Source organism: Endozoicomonas sp. SESOKO1 (assembly GCF_024606265.1).
In the GTDB taxonomy this organism is placed as follows: domain Bacteria; phylum Pseudomonadota; class Gammaproteobacteria; order Pseudomonadales; family Endozoicomonadaceae; genus Endozoicomonas.
Window position 1 is genome coordinate 1 of the sequence record NZ_JAHHPP010000303.1, and the last position, 17,363, is coordinate 17,363.

Consider the following 17,363-nt stretch of genomic DNA (forward strand, 5'->3'; position numbering starts at 1 on the left):
CTATTAAATGATTTCATAGCTCCTTTTTGAAAAAAGAACTTTTAAATGGTGTGTGTTTGTCGGGAAAAGGATTAATTTTCAGTCAATATATCTATACGGTAACGAATCGTATCTGCCAGAAAATATTCAGACCAGCTTCCAGCTTCAGCATTTATGTATTGAAGGATTGGCTTTTGTACAGCGTGTGCAGCCAAAATACCGTATTTCTGAAGAACGGGTGATATCAAGTGAGTAATAGCACCAAGAACCATTCCTTCATAAGCGGTATCAAATAGTTTAAAAACAGGAGATGAAACATCATATCCAGTAGTTACTTTAAATGCACCATAAAGAACAGCAGGAATTGTTACGCCCAGCATCACTAGTTGGAGATCAGATAATTCTGGTAGTGCCAGGGCTTTATTGATGGATACACCTATTGCCTCGGCCCGATTGGCCAATGAGTGAACCTGGTGGGTTTGGTATCGACCTGCCATGTCCTTTTGGGCATAAAGCCGCAACAGGATTTCAATAACGCCTGCGCCAGTGGCAATTGGCAGAGCGTAGCCCTCATTGAGGTTGTGAGACTTGAGCTGGCCTTTAAAGAAATCTTCATACCCTGCCTGAATCGTATATTGGGTCGCTTTCACGAGTGTCCGGTCCAGATCCGTCTGCAACGCAAGGTCGTTAGCGACAGTGGAAAAGCCGATGGTTTTCTTTAATGATCCGAAGAAATCTCCAGCTTGAAAGGCAAAGGTATTAAAGCCATATCCGACCATGATTTTAGACAGGCCATTGATTGATTCTTTGTTCAAATCCTTTAAATATTGCCACTCATCACTTATTTGATTTTCCTGGATATCAAGCAGTGCTGTAGATACTGTATTTGACAGGCAGTCCATTAACCGCTTGAAAGGTGCAGCCATAACATATGTTCGGAATGTTTCACTTTTAGTTCTTGCAGGTGCTGAGGTTTCTCCATAATTTGCCGCTTCGAAGAGCAGGAAACCCTCAATAAAATCTGCCGAACATTGAGCAGTCAGGGTTTTATGATTAATAAACGTTTGGCTGAGGACAAGATTTCGAATAGATTTAACAATATCGCCTCCCAATACTTTGTAATTCCATCTCATCAGTGCTTCATAGAATATCACTGGCTTCGGGCCAAAGGTTACTTCATTCATCAGAATGATGGGAAGCATTTGAGGGAAAAAAGCGGCCAGTGCTGACAGCCTGGAAAGATCCTCTTCTTTCCTTATTCTGATTTTAATCATCTTGTTAATGTGGCCTGGGTCCGGGGTGAGTGTTACATAAATGAACGAGTCATTATTGACTGCCCTGTTTTTTTCTTTTTCCAGAGTGTTAACCCGGTCGTGCCAAAATATATGCTGCTCACCATTTTCAAACAGCAAGTTCTCATTTTCTAAAATAATTTGTAAAGGAATATTCCCCTGAAGGTCTTTTTCAAGACCTTTTGTATCTATGGCTATTGTGATTTCCTGATGTTCTGGAGCGACTACTTGTAAATCAGAATTTCTCTCTGGTGATAGAACATAAACCTCACTTTGTTGGAATGAAAAAGCCAGAGATGATTTGCACAGTAAAAATAAAAATAAACCGGCCAACTGGAATGATTGGAAGTTTCTGAAGCAGTAATTTGTCACAGTTATTATTGGCATGCCTACCATCCTGAATGGGAGGCACTCCATTGCCAATTCACACTAGCTTAAATATTTCAAGCTATCTGAGGCAGCCTGAAATAATCCGAAGGATATAAATGGTGTTTGCTTATTTTTAGTCAATAAATTAGTCAAAAAGTTTCTCAATGTGAGAAATATCGCTATTGCTTCCTGTTAAAACCACAATATCACCGGCATGTAAAGTCATTCCTGCCTGTGGCTGCAGCACCATATTATCTCGACGAACTTCAACAATTGATACGTCAGTACCTTTAAAGTCCAGGGACTCGATGGTTTTCTGGTCTGCTACACATTTTTTACCCAGGGTAACAGCATGGCGGTAGGTTTTCTTATCATTCTCCAACAGGTAATCGCTGATGCCAGGATAAAAGCCGTTCAGGATTTCATACCCTTTGGTTCTGGCTTCATGGACTCTTTGACGAACATGGCCAGGGTTCATGCCAAGCATTAACAAGGCATGCTTGACAATGACCAGGCTCGATTCGAGGACTTCCGGAATAACCACCGTTGCCCCTGCTTTTTTCAACTCATCGGACTGGCTGTCATCCCGAGTGCGCACAAGCACAGGAATCTGTGGAGATTGTTGTCGTACAGCCTGCAAAATTTTAAGCGCATTGTCGGAGCGATCAACACAGATGACCACCTGACTGGCCCGCTCCAGTCCAACCGCCAAGAGCAGTTCCAGCTTCCTGCAGTCACCAAAGAAGACCGGATCACCCGCAAGACCCGCTTCATGCACATGAATGGGGTCATCATCAATGGCGACATAAGCTTTGTTTTCCTGGGTAAGAAAGCGGGCAATGGTTTGCCCTACACGGCCATAACCACAGATCAGGGTATGGTGGTGAATATGCGCAGTCTGCTTGCGGACTTCTTCTTCTTTTACCCGATGAATGCTCTGTTCTGATTTATCGAACTTGACCAGCTTGACAATGGCACCGCTGTTTCTGATCAGGAGAGGGGCAATAATCATCGATAAGATGGTAACTGCGAGAACAATTGAGGTGAGGTTTCCGCCACTCTCGCCATATTGTGAGGCCAGGGCAACCAGGGCAAAACAGAACTCTCCACCCTGTGCCAGTGACAGGCTGGTTTTGAGCGAGATATTTTTGGTCTCGGCAAAGGTTCTGGTCAGGATGTAGATCACCAGAAACTTAAAGACAATCAATGCCACAGTGCCCAGTAGAATCTCTTTCCAGAAAGCGACCAGGACATCCATATCCAGCATTAAGCCAACGGAAACAAAAAACAGCCCAAGGAGCACATCCCGGAAGGGTTTGATATCCGCTTCAACCTGGTGTTTGTAGTGGCTCTCACCCATCATCATGCCGGCGACAAACCCGCCTAGGGCCATGGATAAATCCATTGCATGAGAGAGCCAGGCGGCCATCAGGGCAATAACCAGTGCCATAAGAACAAACAGCTCTTCCGACCGGGCCTTGGCAACTTCGTGAAAAATGAGCGGCAGAACCCACTTGCCTATGGCCAGCATGATCACGACGAACACAACCCCTTCAGCAAAGGCAAAACCAAGTGAGGAAGCGATGGAGTTACTGCCGCCCCCGATCAGGGCGGGAATCATAATCAGAAAGACAACGGCGGCAATATCCTGAAATAGCAGAATACCGATGGCCAGCTGCCCCTGGCGGGAGCGTATTTCATTGCTCTGGGTGAGCTCCTTGGAGACAATTGCTGTGGAGGAGAGGGCCAGTGCGGATGCACAGACAAATGAGGCGAGCACTGCAAAATCAAAGGCGATCAGGATGCCAAAGATCCCGCTTCCGGTCAGGAGCACCTGCAACCCACCAAGGCCAAATACCTCTTTTTTCATGGCCATAATGGTTTTCATGGAGAATTCCAGGCCTAAGGTAAAGAGCAGAAACACCACACCAATCTCGGCCAGCAGGGCAATATCGAAATCCTGCTGTATCAGCCCGGAGGTTGTCGGTCCAAGAATGATACCCACAAATAAATAACCAAGGCTTTCCGGCAGTTGAAATCGCTTGAAAAAGGCAATAGTGACAGCTGACAGAGCCAGGATAAGCATAAGTTGATTGAAAAATGTAAAGTCCATGGGATCGCCAGCTGTGTTTATTAGTGCCCGGTGAGAGTATAAGCAAAAAAATCATAATGTAGTTATATCTACGTAATCTTTACTAACTCTGTGGTTATATTATCGCTATGATAGACATGCTTTTTAGGGAATAGTTTATGACTCAACTGACTTTATATACCACTACCGGATGTCACCTGTGTGAACAAGCTGAACAAATGCTCAATTTTCTGCAAAAGCAGCACGTTTGCCGATGGGTGGCTAAAGAGATCAGTGAGGATGATCGTCTGGTTGATCTCTACGGAGTAAGGATTCCGGTAATCGCCTCAGCAGAGGGCAGGGAACTTGCCTGGCCATTTACCCTTGAGGCTTTGAATGACTGGCTGATACACCCCGTTTCAGGATAGGATAAATCAACGACGGTTGTTAATTGGCAGGGATCGCATGATTAACTATGCTCTGGCTCAAAAACAAGAATCACGTCAAAGGATGACATCGTCCGGGCTTAACGACAGTAATACTGGAAATAACGTGTCTGAAGACAAAAAACGCCTCCTCAAACTGGCAACCTACGCTTCGGTTGCCACGGCAAGCATACTGATCATCGCTAAACTCATGGCCTGGTTCATGACCGGCTCCATGAGCCTTCTGGCTACCTTGCTGGACTCCACGATGGATATCCTGGCTTCCCTGATCACATTATTTGCCGTCAGGATTGCTATTGCGCCAGCGGATGAAGATCATCATTTTGGCCATGGCAAGGCTGAGCAGCTCGCCGTACTGGCTCAGTCAGCCTTTATTGGCGGTTCGGCCATTGTGCTGGTGCTTAACACGCTTGACCGGGTAACGGGTGAAGATCTTGTGCTGGCTAATGAAAGCACCGGTATCATGGTTATGGTCTTTTCTACTATCGCCACCCTGATCCTGTTAGCCATTCAGCGGTATGTCATCCGAAAAACCAATTCAGCGGCCATTAAATCGGACTCATTGCATTATCAGGTGGATCTTCTGACCAATATTGCGGTGCTGGCTGCACTGATTGGTTCGAGCTATGGCTATCATCAGGTGGACAATATGCTTGCCCTGCTGATTGGCGGTTATATGTTGTTCAGTGTCAAGCGTCTTGCCTGGGAATCGATTCAGCAATTGATGGACAAGGCACTGCCTGAGGAAGAACTTCAGGAAATTGAGAGACGGGCCCTCTCTGTAGATGGTGTTCTGGGCATTCATGACGTCAAAACCCGGATGTCAGGCTCAATCCCGTTTATTCAGATGCATCTGGATCTTGAACCAAATACACCGCTGATTTATGCCCACGAACTGGGGGTTCAGGCCAAGCGGGCAGTGCTTGAATACCTGCCCGAAGCGGACGTCATTGTCCATCTTGACCCGGAAGGTCATGATCACGAGCCGTGAAGATTAAAGAATTCCAGTGATGTTTTCCTGGTTTGCCGGGCGACCTGCTCCAGGGGCTGCCCGGTATGCATGGCGATCATTTGAATAACCTCAAGAAGAAAGGCCGGCTCATTCCGCCGGTTTTTCGGCTTTTTCGCCAATGTCCTTGGCAGCAACCATGGTGAATCGGTTTCCACCATCAATCGGGTTGCCGGAATATCCTTTATCAGTGGGAGAAGGTGGGTTCCCCGTCGTTCATCACAGATCCAACCGGTAATACCAATATGACAGTCCAGGTCCAGATATCGATACAGGGCTTTCTTATCCGCTGTGAAGCAGTGTACAACCAGTTTGCTGACCTGATCCCGATAGTTTCTGATGATGTCGGCAAAGCGTTCTGAAGCATCCCTCTCATGACAGAACAGGGGCAGGCCACACTCAATAGCCAGCTCCAACTGACGTTCAAATACCTTCTCCTGGACTGGCCGGGGGGAAAAATCACGGTTAAAATCCAGGCCTGTCTCTCCAACGGCCACCACCTCCGGTTCACTGAATAAGGCTTTCAGCTCGTTAAAGATCTGGGTATTCGCGTCTTTGGCCCCGTGAGGGTGAATACCGGCGGTACAGAAGCAGTGCTCAGAGTATTTTCTGGCCAGCCCCAGTACCTCCTGTGATTCTGTCAAAGAAGTACCGGTGAGGATCATGGTAGTAACACCGTGCTCAACCGCACGACTGATAACTTCATCTCGATCCTTGTCAAAAGCCTTGTCACTGAGGTTAACGCCTATATCAACCAGCTGCGGTGTCATTGAAAATCCTGTTATAACCCGTGTATGTTGCCGGATATTCTGATGCTCGTTCTTCTCATAAACAAGCATTAGCCGTATCCTTGGGCGCTAATATTTTTCAGGCTAAAAATTTTCAGGAGCAATAGCGGATGCAAGTAACCCGGCTGGCGATTTACCCAATCAAATCAACCAGGGCAATTCCCCTTGACAGTGCCCAGGTAACCCCAAGAGGTTTTGAGCATGATCGCCGCTGGCTGTTGGCTGATGAAAATGGCAGGTTTATCACCCAGCGACAATATCCGGTTCTGGCAACCGTGGCCACAACCGTTGTTGATGGGGGGCTATTGATTACCCGACCCGCTGCTGAGAACCTCTGTGTTTGCACACCGGAGGAGGAGGCGTATTGTTCGACAGTAACGGTTTGGAAAGACGATTGTCAGGCACTGGATGCCGGGGATGACGCTGCCCAGTGGTTCAGTGATCTCCTGGATATGAAATGCAGGCTGTTTTATCAACCGGAACGGTCAATAAGGCCAACCGATGCCAGATACTCAAAACCAGAGGATCACACCAGTTTTGCCGATGGTTTTCCTTTCCTGCTCACCAATGAAGCGTCTTTAGCGGATTTGAATCAACGCCTGACTGAGGCCGTGCCCATGTCCCGCTTCCGACCGAATATTGTCATCAGTGGTCAACAACCCTATGAAGAAGACGACTGGTCAGTGATCAGGGTAGGTGATATCACATTTCGGGTAGCCAAACCCTGTTCGCGGTGTGTGATGACCACCGTCAACCCTGAAACCGGGCAGAAAGAGGGGAGGGAACCGTTGTTTACGCTGGCTCAATATCGTCGGACGGAAATGGGGGTTATTTTTGGCCAGAACCTTATTCCGGATCAGGAAGGCATTATCCGGATAGGTGATAAGGTTACGATTCTGGAATAACGGGTGATTCAGGCAATAGGACATGCTATTGCCTGAAGTGGATGGCTTACTGAGCCATCTTTCTATCTTGCCTCCGACCGGCGATCACCAGAAGGCAGGGTGTCAGGACCAGTGTCAGCACAGTGGCAAAGGCCAGTCCACCGGCAATGGAGGTTGATAACTGATTCCACCACTGGGCAGTGGGGCCACCAATCTCAAGCCGATGGTTGAACAGATCAATATTGGTGGAGAGCACCATTGGCATCAGCCCCAGAATAGTGGTGATAGTTGTTAACATCACCGGTCGCAGACGCTGGGCGCCGGTTCGAAGAATCGCTTCTTCGGCTTTCATCCCCTGTTTACGTAACAGGTTGTAGGTATCAATCAACACAATATTATTGTTGACCACGATGCCTGCCAGCGAAATGACCCCGATGCCGCACATCACAATGCCAAAGGGTTTGCCAGCCAGAAGCAATCCGAGTAACACGCCACCGGTGGAAAGTATAACCGCTGACATAATCAGGAAGGCCTGGTAGAAGCTGTTGAACTGAGTCACCAGAATCATGGCCATTACAAACAGGGCAACCGTAAATGCCTTGACCAGGAACTGGCTACTTTCCTGCTGGTCTTCATTCTGCCCTTTAATGGTAAAGCTGACTTCCGGTGGAACATCCAAAGTATTAAGCTGCGCTTGCAACTCAGGCAGCAGATCATTCAACAGAACGCCTTCGGCCAGGTTGGCACTGACACTCACGGTTCGTTTTCCATCGAGGTGCTTGATACTGTCGACCTTTGGGGCAATTTCCCGGGTAGTGAAGTTGTTGATGGGTACCAGGCCCGCCGGGGTCATTAACCGAAGCTGATCGATGCTCTCAAGGTGGCGGTCTGACTCCGGAAAACGAATACGAATGTCCACTTCATCACTGCTGTCATCCGGACGATAACTGCCCACCCTCAAACCAGAGGTCACCAGGCGAACCAGGCCGCCGGCGCTGCTGACATCAGCACCATAACGGGCAGCTCCGGCACGGTCTACATCAATGCGCCATTCATAGCCGACAGTAGGGCCGTCGTCTTCCAGATTGGTGAAGCCATCGATACCCGCCAGAACCGATCTGACTTGGCCGACGGTTTCGTGTAGGACATCAAGGTCGTTGGCACTGATCACCAGCTCCAGGGGTTCGCCCTGGGGAGGGCCATCTTTTCTTCGTTCAACGGTGATATCGAGTCCGGCAAAATGCGAAAGCTTCTGATCAATTTCTGCTGCAATCAATGCTGCTTTCCGGCGATATTTCCAGTCCACCATGTTCAGGCGGAGGGTACCCACCTCCTGGTTATCACCGGTTCGAGCATACAGTGTTTTTAATTCCGGCTGCTGAAGCACAATCGCTTCCACTTTTCTCAGGATCTCATCTTTTTCATCAATGGACAGGTTGCTGGAGTTCACACGAACCTTGATGGTGATGTTATTGGTGTCGACATCAGGAAAGAACTCAAAGCCTTTGCCAAAACTGATAAATGCACAATAAATGGCTACCACCATGGCCATGCCAGAGAACAGTATTTTTACAGGGTGTCGGATCGCTTTGGACAGGGTGCGTATATAAACGCCGACCCAACCGGGAACATTGTGTAAATCACCGGTTTCCGCTTCAGTGATGGATCGTTTTTCCAACTCACTGAGCTTTCTGGGCTTGCCAATCAGGGAGCCGATGGTTGGTATAAAAATCAGGGCCATCACCAGGGATGCAGAGAGGGTAGCAATCAGGGTTAATGGCAGGAACATCATCATCTCACCCATGATGCCCGGCCAGAACATCAGCGGGAAAAAGGCAGCAAGAGTGGTTGCTGTCGACGCGGTGATTGGCCATGCCATACGTAATGAGGCTTCCTGATACGCTTGCTTGCGGGCAACGCCATCACTCATTTTCCGGTCGGCATATTCGGTGACTACAATAGCGCCATCTACCAGCATACCAACGGCAATCATCAGAGCGACCAGGACCACCATATTAATGGTTAAGCCCATGAGGGCGATGATCAGAATACCGGCAAGAAAAGAACCCGGGATGGCGATGGCTGCCAACACGGCACTGCGAAAACCCAGCGCCCCGACAATGACCGTAACCACCAGAATGATGGCCGCCAGAACACTGTTCTGCAGGTCATTGACCATATCCACCACATCCACCGACTGATCACCCACATAGTCGACCTGCAGGGTTTTCGGTGCCAGTTTCTGGCCTTCAGCAATAATGGCTTTGGCCAGTGCCACCGTCTCGATGATGTTTTCCCCGGGGCGTTTCTTGATTTCCAGGGCGATACTGCTGTTGCCGTTCATTCTGGCGTAACCACCACCATCCTTGAACGTACTGAGAACGCTGGCAATATCACCAAAGGTAATGACCCGATCACCATCTGCCTTGACGGGCTGGGAGAGGATATCAGCCACCGTTTTGTAGACAGCGGGGACCTTGACCGAGAATCGCCCTTTACCATTGTCCATATTGCCCGCAGCAACCAGTTGGTTGTTCCGGGACACCAGGTTGATCACATCCGCAGGAACCAGCCCATAACTTTCCAGCTTGAGTGGGTCAATAATAACGTCAACCACTTCCTCCCGGTCGCCGGCGATATCCACCTCCAGAATCTGCTTTCTGGATTCCAGCACATCCTTAAGCTCCCGGGCTATTCTGACCAGTGCACGCTCTGGCAAATTGCCAGAAAGTACCGCCGTAATCACCGGTTGCATACTGGCAAAGGAAATCTGGTTGATCGTGGGCTCATCCGTATCCTGAGGTAGCTTACTTTTGGCAAGGTTAACCTTGTCCCTGACGTCTGCGAGCACTTCATCCGTATCCAGCCCAGCGATAAACTCAAGAGTAATGGAGGCGTGAGACTGGGATGCGGTTGCCTTGAGTTCCTTAACACCTTCTATGGCCCTGAGTTCTTTCTCCAGGGGCAGTACCAGCAGCCGTTCGGCATCTTCCGGAGAGATGCCTTCGTGTGATACGGAGATATAAATGACAGGAATCGTGATATCAGGGTTCGACTCTCTCGGAATGGTAAGATAGCTGGCCAGGCCGGTAAGCAGGATTAACGCCAGCATCATTATGACGGTTCGGGTTCGCATCAGCGATGCAGAAATCAGACTTCGCATTGGCCATTACTCCCCGGTAACCAGAGAAACATCAGGGTTGATGACATCAACCTGATCACCGGATCGAACGAAGCCCTGACCGCGGGTGATGACTCTGGCCTGTTCAGGAACGCCTGTCACCCAGAGGCGGTTACTTTCAGACTTGACAACATCTACCGGGGTGAACTCGACCCGATTGCCCGTGGTCACCCATTTTATCCCCGGCTCTCCATCTTCACTCAAAGCAAGCCATGCAGGACTTATTTCCAATGCCATTACTTCTTCCATCAAAAGGTCAGCTTCTACACTGAGTCCTGCCGGGATTTTCATATCAGGATTGGGGATGGTTAACTCGACAGAAAATGTCCGGGTTGATGCATCAGCCTGTCGATCAATAAAACGAATAGTGGCTTCGCTGGTTACCCCACCGGGAAATCGGACAACTGCTTTCTGGCCTGACGAAAAGAAATTAATGTGATTCTGGGGAACATCAACATCGATCACCAGCGGGTCAAGGTCGAGAATTTCAGCCACCGGTTTGCCTATATCAATAAAGTCACCTATTTCCACATGGCGCTTGTTAAGAATGCCGGAAACGGGAGCCTTAATCAGTGTATTTTCCCACAGAGTCTGGAACTGCTTCTTTTGAGACAGCGCTTCAGCCAGGGAGGCCTCAAGCTGAGTAATCTGATTATCGGCAATGTGTTTTTTCTTTTGCAGCAAAAGGGCTGACTGGTAATCCTGCTCAGCCTGATTCACCCGAGCTTCGGCAGACTTCAATTGAGCCTTCAGACTGCCTTCACGCAAACGGATAATTTCTTCTCCCGCAGCCATTAGCTGGCCACGTTTGGCACTGATATTAATAACACGGGCTGCCAGTTCAGCACTGACTGTGACGGTTCGGTCCGTTTCCGTTGTGCCATAGAGAGTAAGTGTGCGTTTTACGGGTACTTGCTCAAAGTGCGAGGCCTGGACAACGGAAATAACCGTAGTTTCATTGTTGCTGCGGGACGGAGGGGAAACTTTTTCAGAATCGTTGATATTTACGACATCAGCAGTCAGCAGGTAGATACCAATGCCAGCCGCAATAACACTGGCGACTAACCATGAGCCGTTCACATTGACTATCTTTTGCACTCTTTTATTACCCCGGTATCACATTTTTATTCTGAGTTGGCAGCCATTGCCCTGACGTGTTTAGCGTTTACACGGCGAATTACTGTAGCATGTATAAAAAATACAACGCCGGACGCGTATTACTGTCTATAAGATCCACAATTCTGGCAATATTTCATTAGAAATGCGACCAGTTTCTGATAGTTCAACAGGTCAATGTAAGGGGAGGGGAGACTCCGGCCACCTTTACTATTAGTGATCAGAGTCTGAAGAGTAATGAGTCAGTTCAAAATTCTATCACTAAGATGAGATTGACTCTGGGAGTATATTACTGTACGTAGAACCTCTGACATTGAGTATTCATAGTAACGATGTGGCACATGGTGATAACCGAAGCTTGCAAAGGTTAAAACAGTTTGAATCCCATGAGCAAGAGAAGGCTCGGCAATCATTTCAACGACAGTATGCGTTAAGTGCATTGCACCAAAGAGTTCTCCCCATTCACCATGATCGTGGTCATGAAAGTGCTTCTGACCACCACTGATAAATTCACTGACACCATGGCTATGGTCAATAATTTCAGCAATATGGAAGCCCGAACTGACCAGATTGCCCAAAATATTATACGCACTATGTCCAATGCCAATAGAGCTGGCAAGATCTTTCAGGAAGGCAATGTGAGTATGATGATGAGCATGGCTTGATATGCCCAGCAATGCCCCGCCGTATTTGATAAAGTCCATGCCATGCAAAACCAGACCAACCAGGTCACCATAGCCGATAATTCTTTTAAACACCGGATCTCTGTACAGTTTCCAGCGATCAAGTACATAGATCAACTTCGGAACATTGTCCTGGTTAAAGATAAGGACCATCGAGTAACTTTCACCAATATCAAGCACCATAAAATCGCCGGGGATAGAGCTTTGCAGTTTACTGGAATCTGTGTAAGAAAGGTTGTGCTGTTCTGGCTTGAATAAATGCAGGGTCTCGGAGTTCCTTGTCGTACCCGTCAGGTAGTCTGCAGTCTCAGTAATGTTTTCTAATTCTTTTTTTGCATGATGAATCAAGGATGGGTGAAGATGAGCAATCACAGCCCTGGTAATCGGATTGTCTTTATCACCAAGGGATAGCTCATCATAATCAATACTTAATGGAAGTTTGGTTTCCTTACTGTCTTTTTGTACGGTTATTGAACCAAGCTCAGACAAGTCATTTAAATCTCTTTGAAAGTGTCCCTGAAACTTCATCTCTTTTAAAGAAGACGATGCGACACCGTATGGATAACCATCATCCCGTTCAAATACCAATGTGGATTCACAAGAATTGTTTTGGTCAGAACACTGAACATTAATATGACCTTTTAATGTTCCATCGCTTAGGTAACGTAATGATATTTCGTGACTTTTAGCGCTTTCCTCCAGTCCCGCCAGTAAATACCCGGGAAGAGAGGCAAAGAAAATTATAAAGAATATTCTGCTTTTTTGAAAAGCGGTCATATTTATATCCCAATCATTTGTTATTGATTGGGCTTAGAATAGACTGGCTTTTCAAAGATGCAAATGCGAATGATTCTCACATGAGAAAGAATGCATTGGTTTGGATATTAATAAGGTGTGACGGATATTGTTTTTTTAACATAATATATATTATGCGAACATAAATATCATCGATATATCGCTTATCAGTCAGGAAAAAAAATATCGTTCAGAGATTTATTCACGACAATATATACGTAATATTATTTTTTAGAGAATTTTTTCCGAAAATAGTTGTCAAACACTTTACCAGTATTAAGGAAACACTGCTCATTAGACGTCATTGTGCTCTATCCGCCTGTCGTCATAATAATTGCGGGCCAAATGGCAATCTGGCTGGACGCACTTTTTACTGACGGAACTCCATTTAAATGTTTGTTCCCTAACGTAACAGTTTTGCTGCCAATTGCCGAAAAATTCAACGACTGTAAACGGAAACTTGCTATAACAGTAGAAAACTGTCTACTATTTATTTTGGTATAGCAGTCGCCGTAACAGTTGTACTGACTAGGCTTAAGCCTAACTTCATGGAAAGTAAACGACGCTACTAGTCCACAACAAACCTCATAACTAACTAGAGAAAGGTAACTGCCAATGACTTTAAAAGGTCTTATCAAATTAACCCAGTTGATGCAGGAACAACCACTGACGGTTATCCAATGGCAAATTCTTCTTGTGGTTGCAGAAAACCCCGGGGAAACCATTACAGATCTTGTCAATGCTGAAAAGCTCACCTGTGGCACCCCAAGTGATATTGCGGTCAGTGTCAAACGACTGGGTGAAGGACGGCACGACAGACCGGGCCTGGGATTGATTAAAAAGGTTCAGCATGAAGATGATGGTCGATATTTTAAGCTGACTTTGACTGCCAAAGGCAAAAAACTGGTTGAAAAAATCAAGCAGAAGGCTCGTTACCTTAAATGAGCACGCCTATATATTCAGGGCTCTACACAGTCGTGAGAGTATTTTAGAAGTTACTCTTCAGGGCCCTAACCCTCCCCTGCATTCCTATCCTCACTGTATCCACCCTTGGCTCGACCAGCATTTTCCTCCGACATTTTGAGGCTGTCGCGAAACCCAAACGCAAATCTTTCCCTGTAGGTTGGTTCCTGAAGGAGTCGACATCCGAACCAGCCGCCATGCATCCATGCCCAGTCTTGCCACCAACAGGCTTTGCCCTCTGGCTATTGCTATCCATATCCACTATCAGATACAAATTACTGCCGGTAAGTTCAGTTACCGGCAGTAAAGTTTTCTATTGAGAGACTGATAATACTGGTATTACAATACTGGTATTATTGGTTCTATTATTTTGAGATATGCACATTATGAAGGAGTCAGAACAGGCCAAGGTGAGAAGGCAGCACATTTTCAGCATTCTTGATGACCTGAAAGAGAAAGGTGAGAGAATTAACGCTGACAAGGTTGCCCGCATCGGGAAAATGGGAAAGCAGACGGTACTGCCTTATTACAATGAATGGCGATATCTGGGCGCTATTGGTGAAGCTGAGGAGCTTGAATTGCCAGATGATCTGGTCAGAGGTTTGAAAAGAGGCATTGCCCAGTGGAAGCATCAATTATCCGAAGAACAACGGAATTTTGAAGAGTCCGCAAACCAGGAGATCGATGAGCTAAAGGAAAGCCTGAATCAGCTTTTGGAAAAAAATAGCCAGCTATCGCGCAGCAACTCTGAACTCCAGGGTCAGGTCCAGCAGCTCAGTGCAGAACTCGATTCAACCAGGCTCACTTTGCAGCAGAGAAATCAGAATCTGAAAGAACTGGAAACACTGCTGAAATCAGAACAGCGACAAATCGAGCAGCTACAGTCTGCTGCTGCTGAGCAAAAAGCCATTCATCTTCAGGCAATAAGCAATCTTGAGAAACAGATGGATCATCGGAGCCAGGAGCAACTGAATCACTGGATCGGCGTAGTCGATGATGAGCGAAGGCTAAAGCAGGGACTGGAAAAGAAGATAAGCAATCAACTTCAGGAGCAACAGGAGTTGAAAAAAAATAACCTGGAGCTGCAGAGCCGATTGGACAACAAGTCGAAGGCATATATTCAAGTTTGCGAAGAGAGAAACAGCCTGTCTTCAGAGAAAGGCAAGTTAGAGACCATGGTTCAGCTTGCCAATCAGTTAATGGTGCTGCTGGACTGTGATCAGGGCAATCTATTAGGCACAGCGCGAAACCTTCTGGTCGGGGCCAGGGAATCCCACATGATCCAACAGCAATACAAGGCGGCAATGTCAGATAAAGAAAAGCTGGAAAGCCAGCTTCTGGAAACGGAAAAGCGACTTGATGAAGTCGGTACTCTCCGGCTTGAGCTTGAAAGAGCCCGCGGCAATGCCGAGGCGTTTGAAAAAGCACTGTCTAAAAAAACCGATACTCCTGAGGTATCACCGTGAGCCAGCCGATTCAACCCCCTGTTTTTCTGAACGCCCTCCCCGCCTATCGTCATGAAAATGACAACATGATGGGAGCAGGCAGCGATGGTGAAGCAATGACGCTTTTCCTGAACAAGTCCGGAGCACGCTCAGAAGAGACCTTGCGCCGATACGAGCGAGAAATAACCCGGCTGACGGCGTTTTTATACTTTGAATTGGGAATTGGCTATAAAGATGTTCGCCTGAAACACCTGCAATCTTACGTCAATTTTATCCAGAATTTACCACCGCGCTGGCTTATGCCCGGAATCCTGCCCGGCCAGCCGGAAAGAATTATGTTTAAATCCCCCATTAAACCGGGAAAAAGCACCGATCAGGTGATTGATGTATTGTCCTCTTTTTTCTCTTTTCTGGAGAAAAATCGCTACACCGCTGGTAATCCGGCAGCATCACTCATTCGATCTGGTGAAAAAGTGGCCCGGGGCACCACCGTTATCAGATACTTTTACGATGCTGAGTGGCAATATATTAAAGAGTGTCTGGCAAGCTTGCCAATGGGTACCGAAAGAGAACGGCTTGAATCAGCCCGTACCCGCCTTATCCTTTCTTTGAGTTATGGGCTGGCTCTGCGGGAATCTGAGCTAACGGGACATACCTGTTCAGACATACACCCTGATAATGACAATGGCTTTTATCTCAGTGTTTTGGGTAAGGGCAGAAAAAGAAGGCAGGTCCCCTTAAATAAAGTACTTCAACAGCAAATCATTGAATACAGGCGAATGAATGGATTTTCAGGTCTGTACGGAGACCCTTTTCCCCTGGCTCCAAAAACACGCAAAACCGAAGGTCGGATCACCCCGCTTTCAGCCCGGGGGCTTCGGTTTTGGTGGCGATCCTTCATGGAAGATTGTCAGAGCAAGGCGTCACCGGATATCGGGCGCAGATTGCAGGGACTGCCGTTTCACACGCTGCGCCATACAGCGTTGACACACCTGGCTGGAAAAATGGATATCGAAGACCTTGCTATATTTGCAGGTCATGATTCAATCAATACCACAAGCCAATACTACCATGCAGAAGCAAGTAGACTGAAAAAGATGGCTGCCGATCATCATATCTGATTAAGCTGGAAAGAAGACCACATCACCACTTGTTCATGAATAATTGTTGTTACGATTATTGAAAGAGGAATTCTTCCGTTAATGGTCTGGGGACTGATTACACAAGCATCAGGGAAGGTCATGAGCTATTGCCAAGGCTGCAAAAAGCCACTCAAGGGTCAATGTGTCAAGGCGATGGGAATGAGCTGGCACGCGCGTTGTTTCAGGTGCAGTGGCTGCAGGAAGCCATTTGCAGGAAAGGCTTTTGTCGTATTCAGGAACCGGGCTTTTCATCCGGACTGCCTCAGGTGTCCAAGTTGCAGAAAGCCCGTTAAGGGAAACTATGTGGAACTTGATAAAATGGCCTGGCACCCGGTTTGTGCGCAAAAGCAGACCGCCCCACTCTGCTCTGTCTGCCGGAACCCTCTCACTAGAAACTACTTTGTGGATTTCTGGGGCAACGCCTTTTGTAATGACCATGACGGACATCCGGAATGTTCCAGCTGCAGTCGGCTTGTTTGTGAAAATCTCACCAATGGCGGTATGCAGTATCCCGACGGCGTGGTTATCTGCAACAAATGTAGCCTCAACGGGGTTTCCACCCAGGAACGCGCAGACAATATTGCTATTGAAATGCGCGCAGCCCTGGCATCGGTGGGGCTCAGATTGAACTCGACACAGACACCGGTAAAGCTCTGCGGCCGCGATGAGCTAAACGACGCAAGTCAACATGACTTTCATGATAATCATCCCATTCTGGGAGTTACTCGAACCACGACAACTCATCGGAAAGGACAGATATTGGCCAGAAATTTTGATTGCATATTAATCCAGATAAACCTCCCGGAAGAGCATTTCCGAACCGTAATGATTCATGAGCTCACTCATGCCTGGTTTTTTTATAATTATTATGAAAATCTGCCTCTGAAGGTAGAGGAAGGAATGTGTGTATTAATGGAGTATATCTGGTTGAAAAACCTTGATACCAAAGATGCTGAATTCCGAAGAAAGGAGATAGAACTGAGTGCCGACCCCATTTATGGTGATGGGTTTCGGGCAGCCAGGGAGTCACTGAAACATATGCCACTGGCTTCACTTCTGGAATTCATCCGGGAAAAAAAGAAATTCCCCGGACGCTGGAGCTCTTTCTTTTTTTAACAGCAGTGAATAATGACATGGAAAAAGAAATGGAGGCGAGTACCGGAGTCGAACCGGTCTAAATGGAGTTGCAGTCCACTGCAT

The 17,363-nt window shown here is 47.2% G+C and carries 13 protein-coding genes and 1 pseudogene; 8 read left to right on the top strand and 6 right to left on the bottom strand.

Annotated elements, in window-relative coordinates:
* Positions 1–71: 71 nt before the first annotated feature.
* Complete coding sequence (locus KDK13_RS13415) at positions 72–1,658, bottom strand: hypothetical protein (protein WP_257285480.1); 1,587 nt, start codon at positions 1,656–1,658, stop codon at positions 72–74.
* Between the two features lie 127 nt (positions 1,659–1,785).
* Positions 1,786–3,753 (bottom strand): cation:proton antiporter, encoded by a 1,968-nt coding sequence (locus KDK13_RS13420; protein WP_257285481.1) that lies wholly within the window; start codon positions 3,751–3,753, stop codon positions 1,786–1,788.
* Between the two features lie 137 nt (positions 3,754–3,890).
* On the opposite strand from KDK13_RS13420, the gene KDK13_RS13425 reads away from it, so the two are divergent.
* Both KDK13_RS13425 and KDK13_RS13430 read left to right on the top strand, forming a co-directional pair.
* Positions 3,891–4,139 (top strand): glutaredoxin family protein, encoded by a 249-nt coding sequence (locus KDK13_RS13425; protein WP_257285482.1) that lies wholly within the window; start codon positions 3,891–3,893, stop codon positions 4,137–4,139.
* 37 nt (positions 4,140–4,176) lie between these two features.
* The gene (locus tag KDK13_RS13430) at positions 4,177–5,148 is read left to right on the top strand and encodes a cation diffusion facilitator family transporter (protein ID WP_257285483.1); all 972 of its coding nucleotides are present in this window, start codon (positions 4,177–4,179) and stop codon (positions 5,146–5,148) included.
* Here the strand turns inward: KDK13_RS13430 and KDK13_RS13435 are convergent.
* Positions 5,136–5,936: a TatD family hydrolase gene (locus KDK13_RS13435; RefSeq protein ID WP_257285484.1), complete on the bottom strand. Its 801-nt coding sequence runs from the start codon at positions 5,934–5,936 to the stop codon at positions 5,136–5,138. The genes KDK13_RS13430 and KDK13_RS13435 overlap by 13 nt on opposite strands.
* A 128-nt stretch (positions 5,937–6,064) precedes the next feature.
* On the opposite strand from KDK13_RS13435, the gene KDK13_RS13440 reads away from it, so the two are divergent.
* Complete coding sequence (locus KDK13_RS13440; protein ID WP_257285485.1) at positions 6,065–6,859, top strand: MOSC domain-containing protein; 795 nt, start codon at positions 6,065–6,067, stop codon at positions 6,857–6,859.
* A 46-nt stretch (positions 6,860–6,905) separates the two neighbouring features.
* Here the strand turns inward: KDK13_RS13440 and KDK13_RS13445 are convergent, their stop codons facing one another.
* The 3 genes from KDK13_RS13445 to KDK13_RS13455 all read right to left on the bottom strand — a co-directional run bounded on the left by KDK13_RS13445 (position 6,906) and on the right by KDK13_RS13455 (position 12,595).
* Positions 6,906–10,001, bottom strand: coding sequence for an efflux RND transporter permease subunit (locus KDK13_RS13445; protein WP_257285486.1), 3,096 nt, complete (start codon positions 9,999–10,001; stop codon positions 6,906–6,908).
* A gap of 6 nt (positions 10,002–10,007) precedes the next feature.
* The gene (locus tag KDK13_RS13450) at positions 10,008–11,117 is read right to left on the bottom strand and encodes an efflux RND transporter periplasmic adaptor subunit (protein ID WP_257285487.1); all 1,110 of its coding nucleotides are present in this window, start codon (positions 11,115–11,117) and stop codon (positions 10,008–10,010) included.
* 260 nt (positions 11,118–11,377) lie between these two features.
* Positions 11,378–12,595, bottom strand: a complete 1,218-nt coding sequence (locus KDK13_RS13455; RefSeq protein WP_257285488.1) for a hypothetical protein — start codon at positions 12,593–12,595, stop codon at positions 11,378–11,380.
* Positions 12,596–13,228: 633 nt separating this feature from the next.
* Here KDK13_RS13455 and KDK13_RS13460 point away from each other — a divergent pair.
* From KDK13_RS13460 to KDK13_RS19230, 5 genes and pseudogenes are all read left to right on the top strand, one after another.
* Positions 13,229–13,558 carry a MarR family winged helix-turn-helix transcriptional regulator gene (locus tag KDK13_RS13460; RefSeq protein WP_020583484.1) on the top strand — a complete coding sequence of 110 codons (330 nt, stop codon included), beginning with the start codon at positions 13,229–13,231 and terminating at the stop codon, positions 13,556–13,558.
* Between the two features lie 404 nt (positions 13,559–13,962).
* A complete protein-coding gene (locus tag KDK13_RS13465) occupies positions 13,963–15,042 on the top strand; it encodes a hypothetical protein (RefSeq protein ID WP_257285489.1) in 1,080 nt (359 codons plus the stop codon).
* On the top strand, positions 15,039–16,142 hold the full coding sequence (locus KDK13_RS19225) for a tyrosine-type recombinase/integrase (RefSeq protein WP_257285490.1): 1,104 nt from the start codon (positions 15,039–15,041) through the stop codon (positions 16,140–16,142). Before KDK13_RS13465 ends, KDK13_RS19225 begins: the two co-directional genes overlap by 4 nt.
* Positions 16,143–16,322: 180 nt before the next feature.
* Positions 16,323–16,451: pseudogene (locus tag KDK13_RS13475) on the top strand (LIM domain-containing protein); the annotation flags it as partial.
* Positions 16,452–16,466: 15 nt separating this feature from the next.
* Complete coding sequence (locus tag KDK13_RS19230) at positions 16,467–17,279, top strand: protein DA1 (protein ID WP_257285492.1); 813 nt, start codon at positions 16,467–16,469, stop codon at positions 17,277–17,279.
* Positions 17,280–17,363 lie beyond the last annotated feature (84 nt).

Excerpts from the sequence above, each read along its gene's own strand:
- KDK13_RS13415 (WP_257285480.1), bottom strand. The coding sequence starts at position 1,658 with ATGCCAATAATAACTGTGACAAATTACTGCTTCAGAAACTTCCAATCA.
- KDK13_RS13420 (WP_257285481.1), bottom strand. The coding sequence starts at position 3,753 with ATGGACTTTACATTTTTCAATCAACTTATGCTTATCCTGGCTCTGTCA.
- KDK13_RS13425 (WP_257285482.1), top strand. The coding sequence starts at position 3,891 with ATGACTCAACTGACTTTATATACCACTACCGGATGTCACCTGTGTGAA.
- KDK13_RS13430 (WP_257285483.1), top strand. The coding sequence starts at position 4,177 with ATGATTAACTATGCTCTGGCTCAAAAACAAGAATCACGTCAAAGGATG.
- KDK13_RS13435 (WP_257285484.1), bottom strand. The coding sequence starts at position 5,936 with ATGACACCGCAGCTGGTTGATATAGGCGTTAACCTCAGTGACAAGGCT.
- KDK13_RS13440 (WP_257285485.1), top strand. The coding sequence starts at position 6,065 with ATGCAAGTAACCCGGCTGGCGATTTACCCAATCAAATCAACCAGGGCA.
- KDK13_RS13445 (WP_257285486.1), bottom strand. The coding sequence starts at position 10,001 with ATGCGAAGTCTGATTTCTGCATCGCTGATGCGAACCCGAACCGTCATA.
- KDK13_RS13455 (WP_257285488.1), bottom strand. The coding sequence starts at position 12,595 with ATGACCGCTTTTCAAAAAAGCAGAATATTCTTTATAATTTTCTTTGCC.
- KDK13_RS13460 (WP_020583484.1), top strand. The coding sequence starts at position 13,229 with ATGACTTTAAAAGGTCTTATCAAATTAACCCAGTTGATGCAGGAACAA.
- KDK13_RS13465 (WP_257285489.1), top strand. The coding sequence starts at position 13,963 with ATGAAGGAGTCAGAACAGGCCAAGGTGAGAAGGCAGCACATTTTCAGC.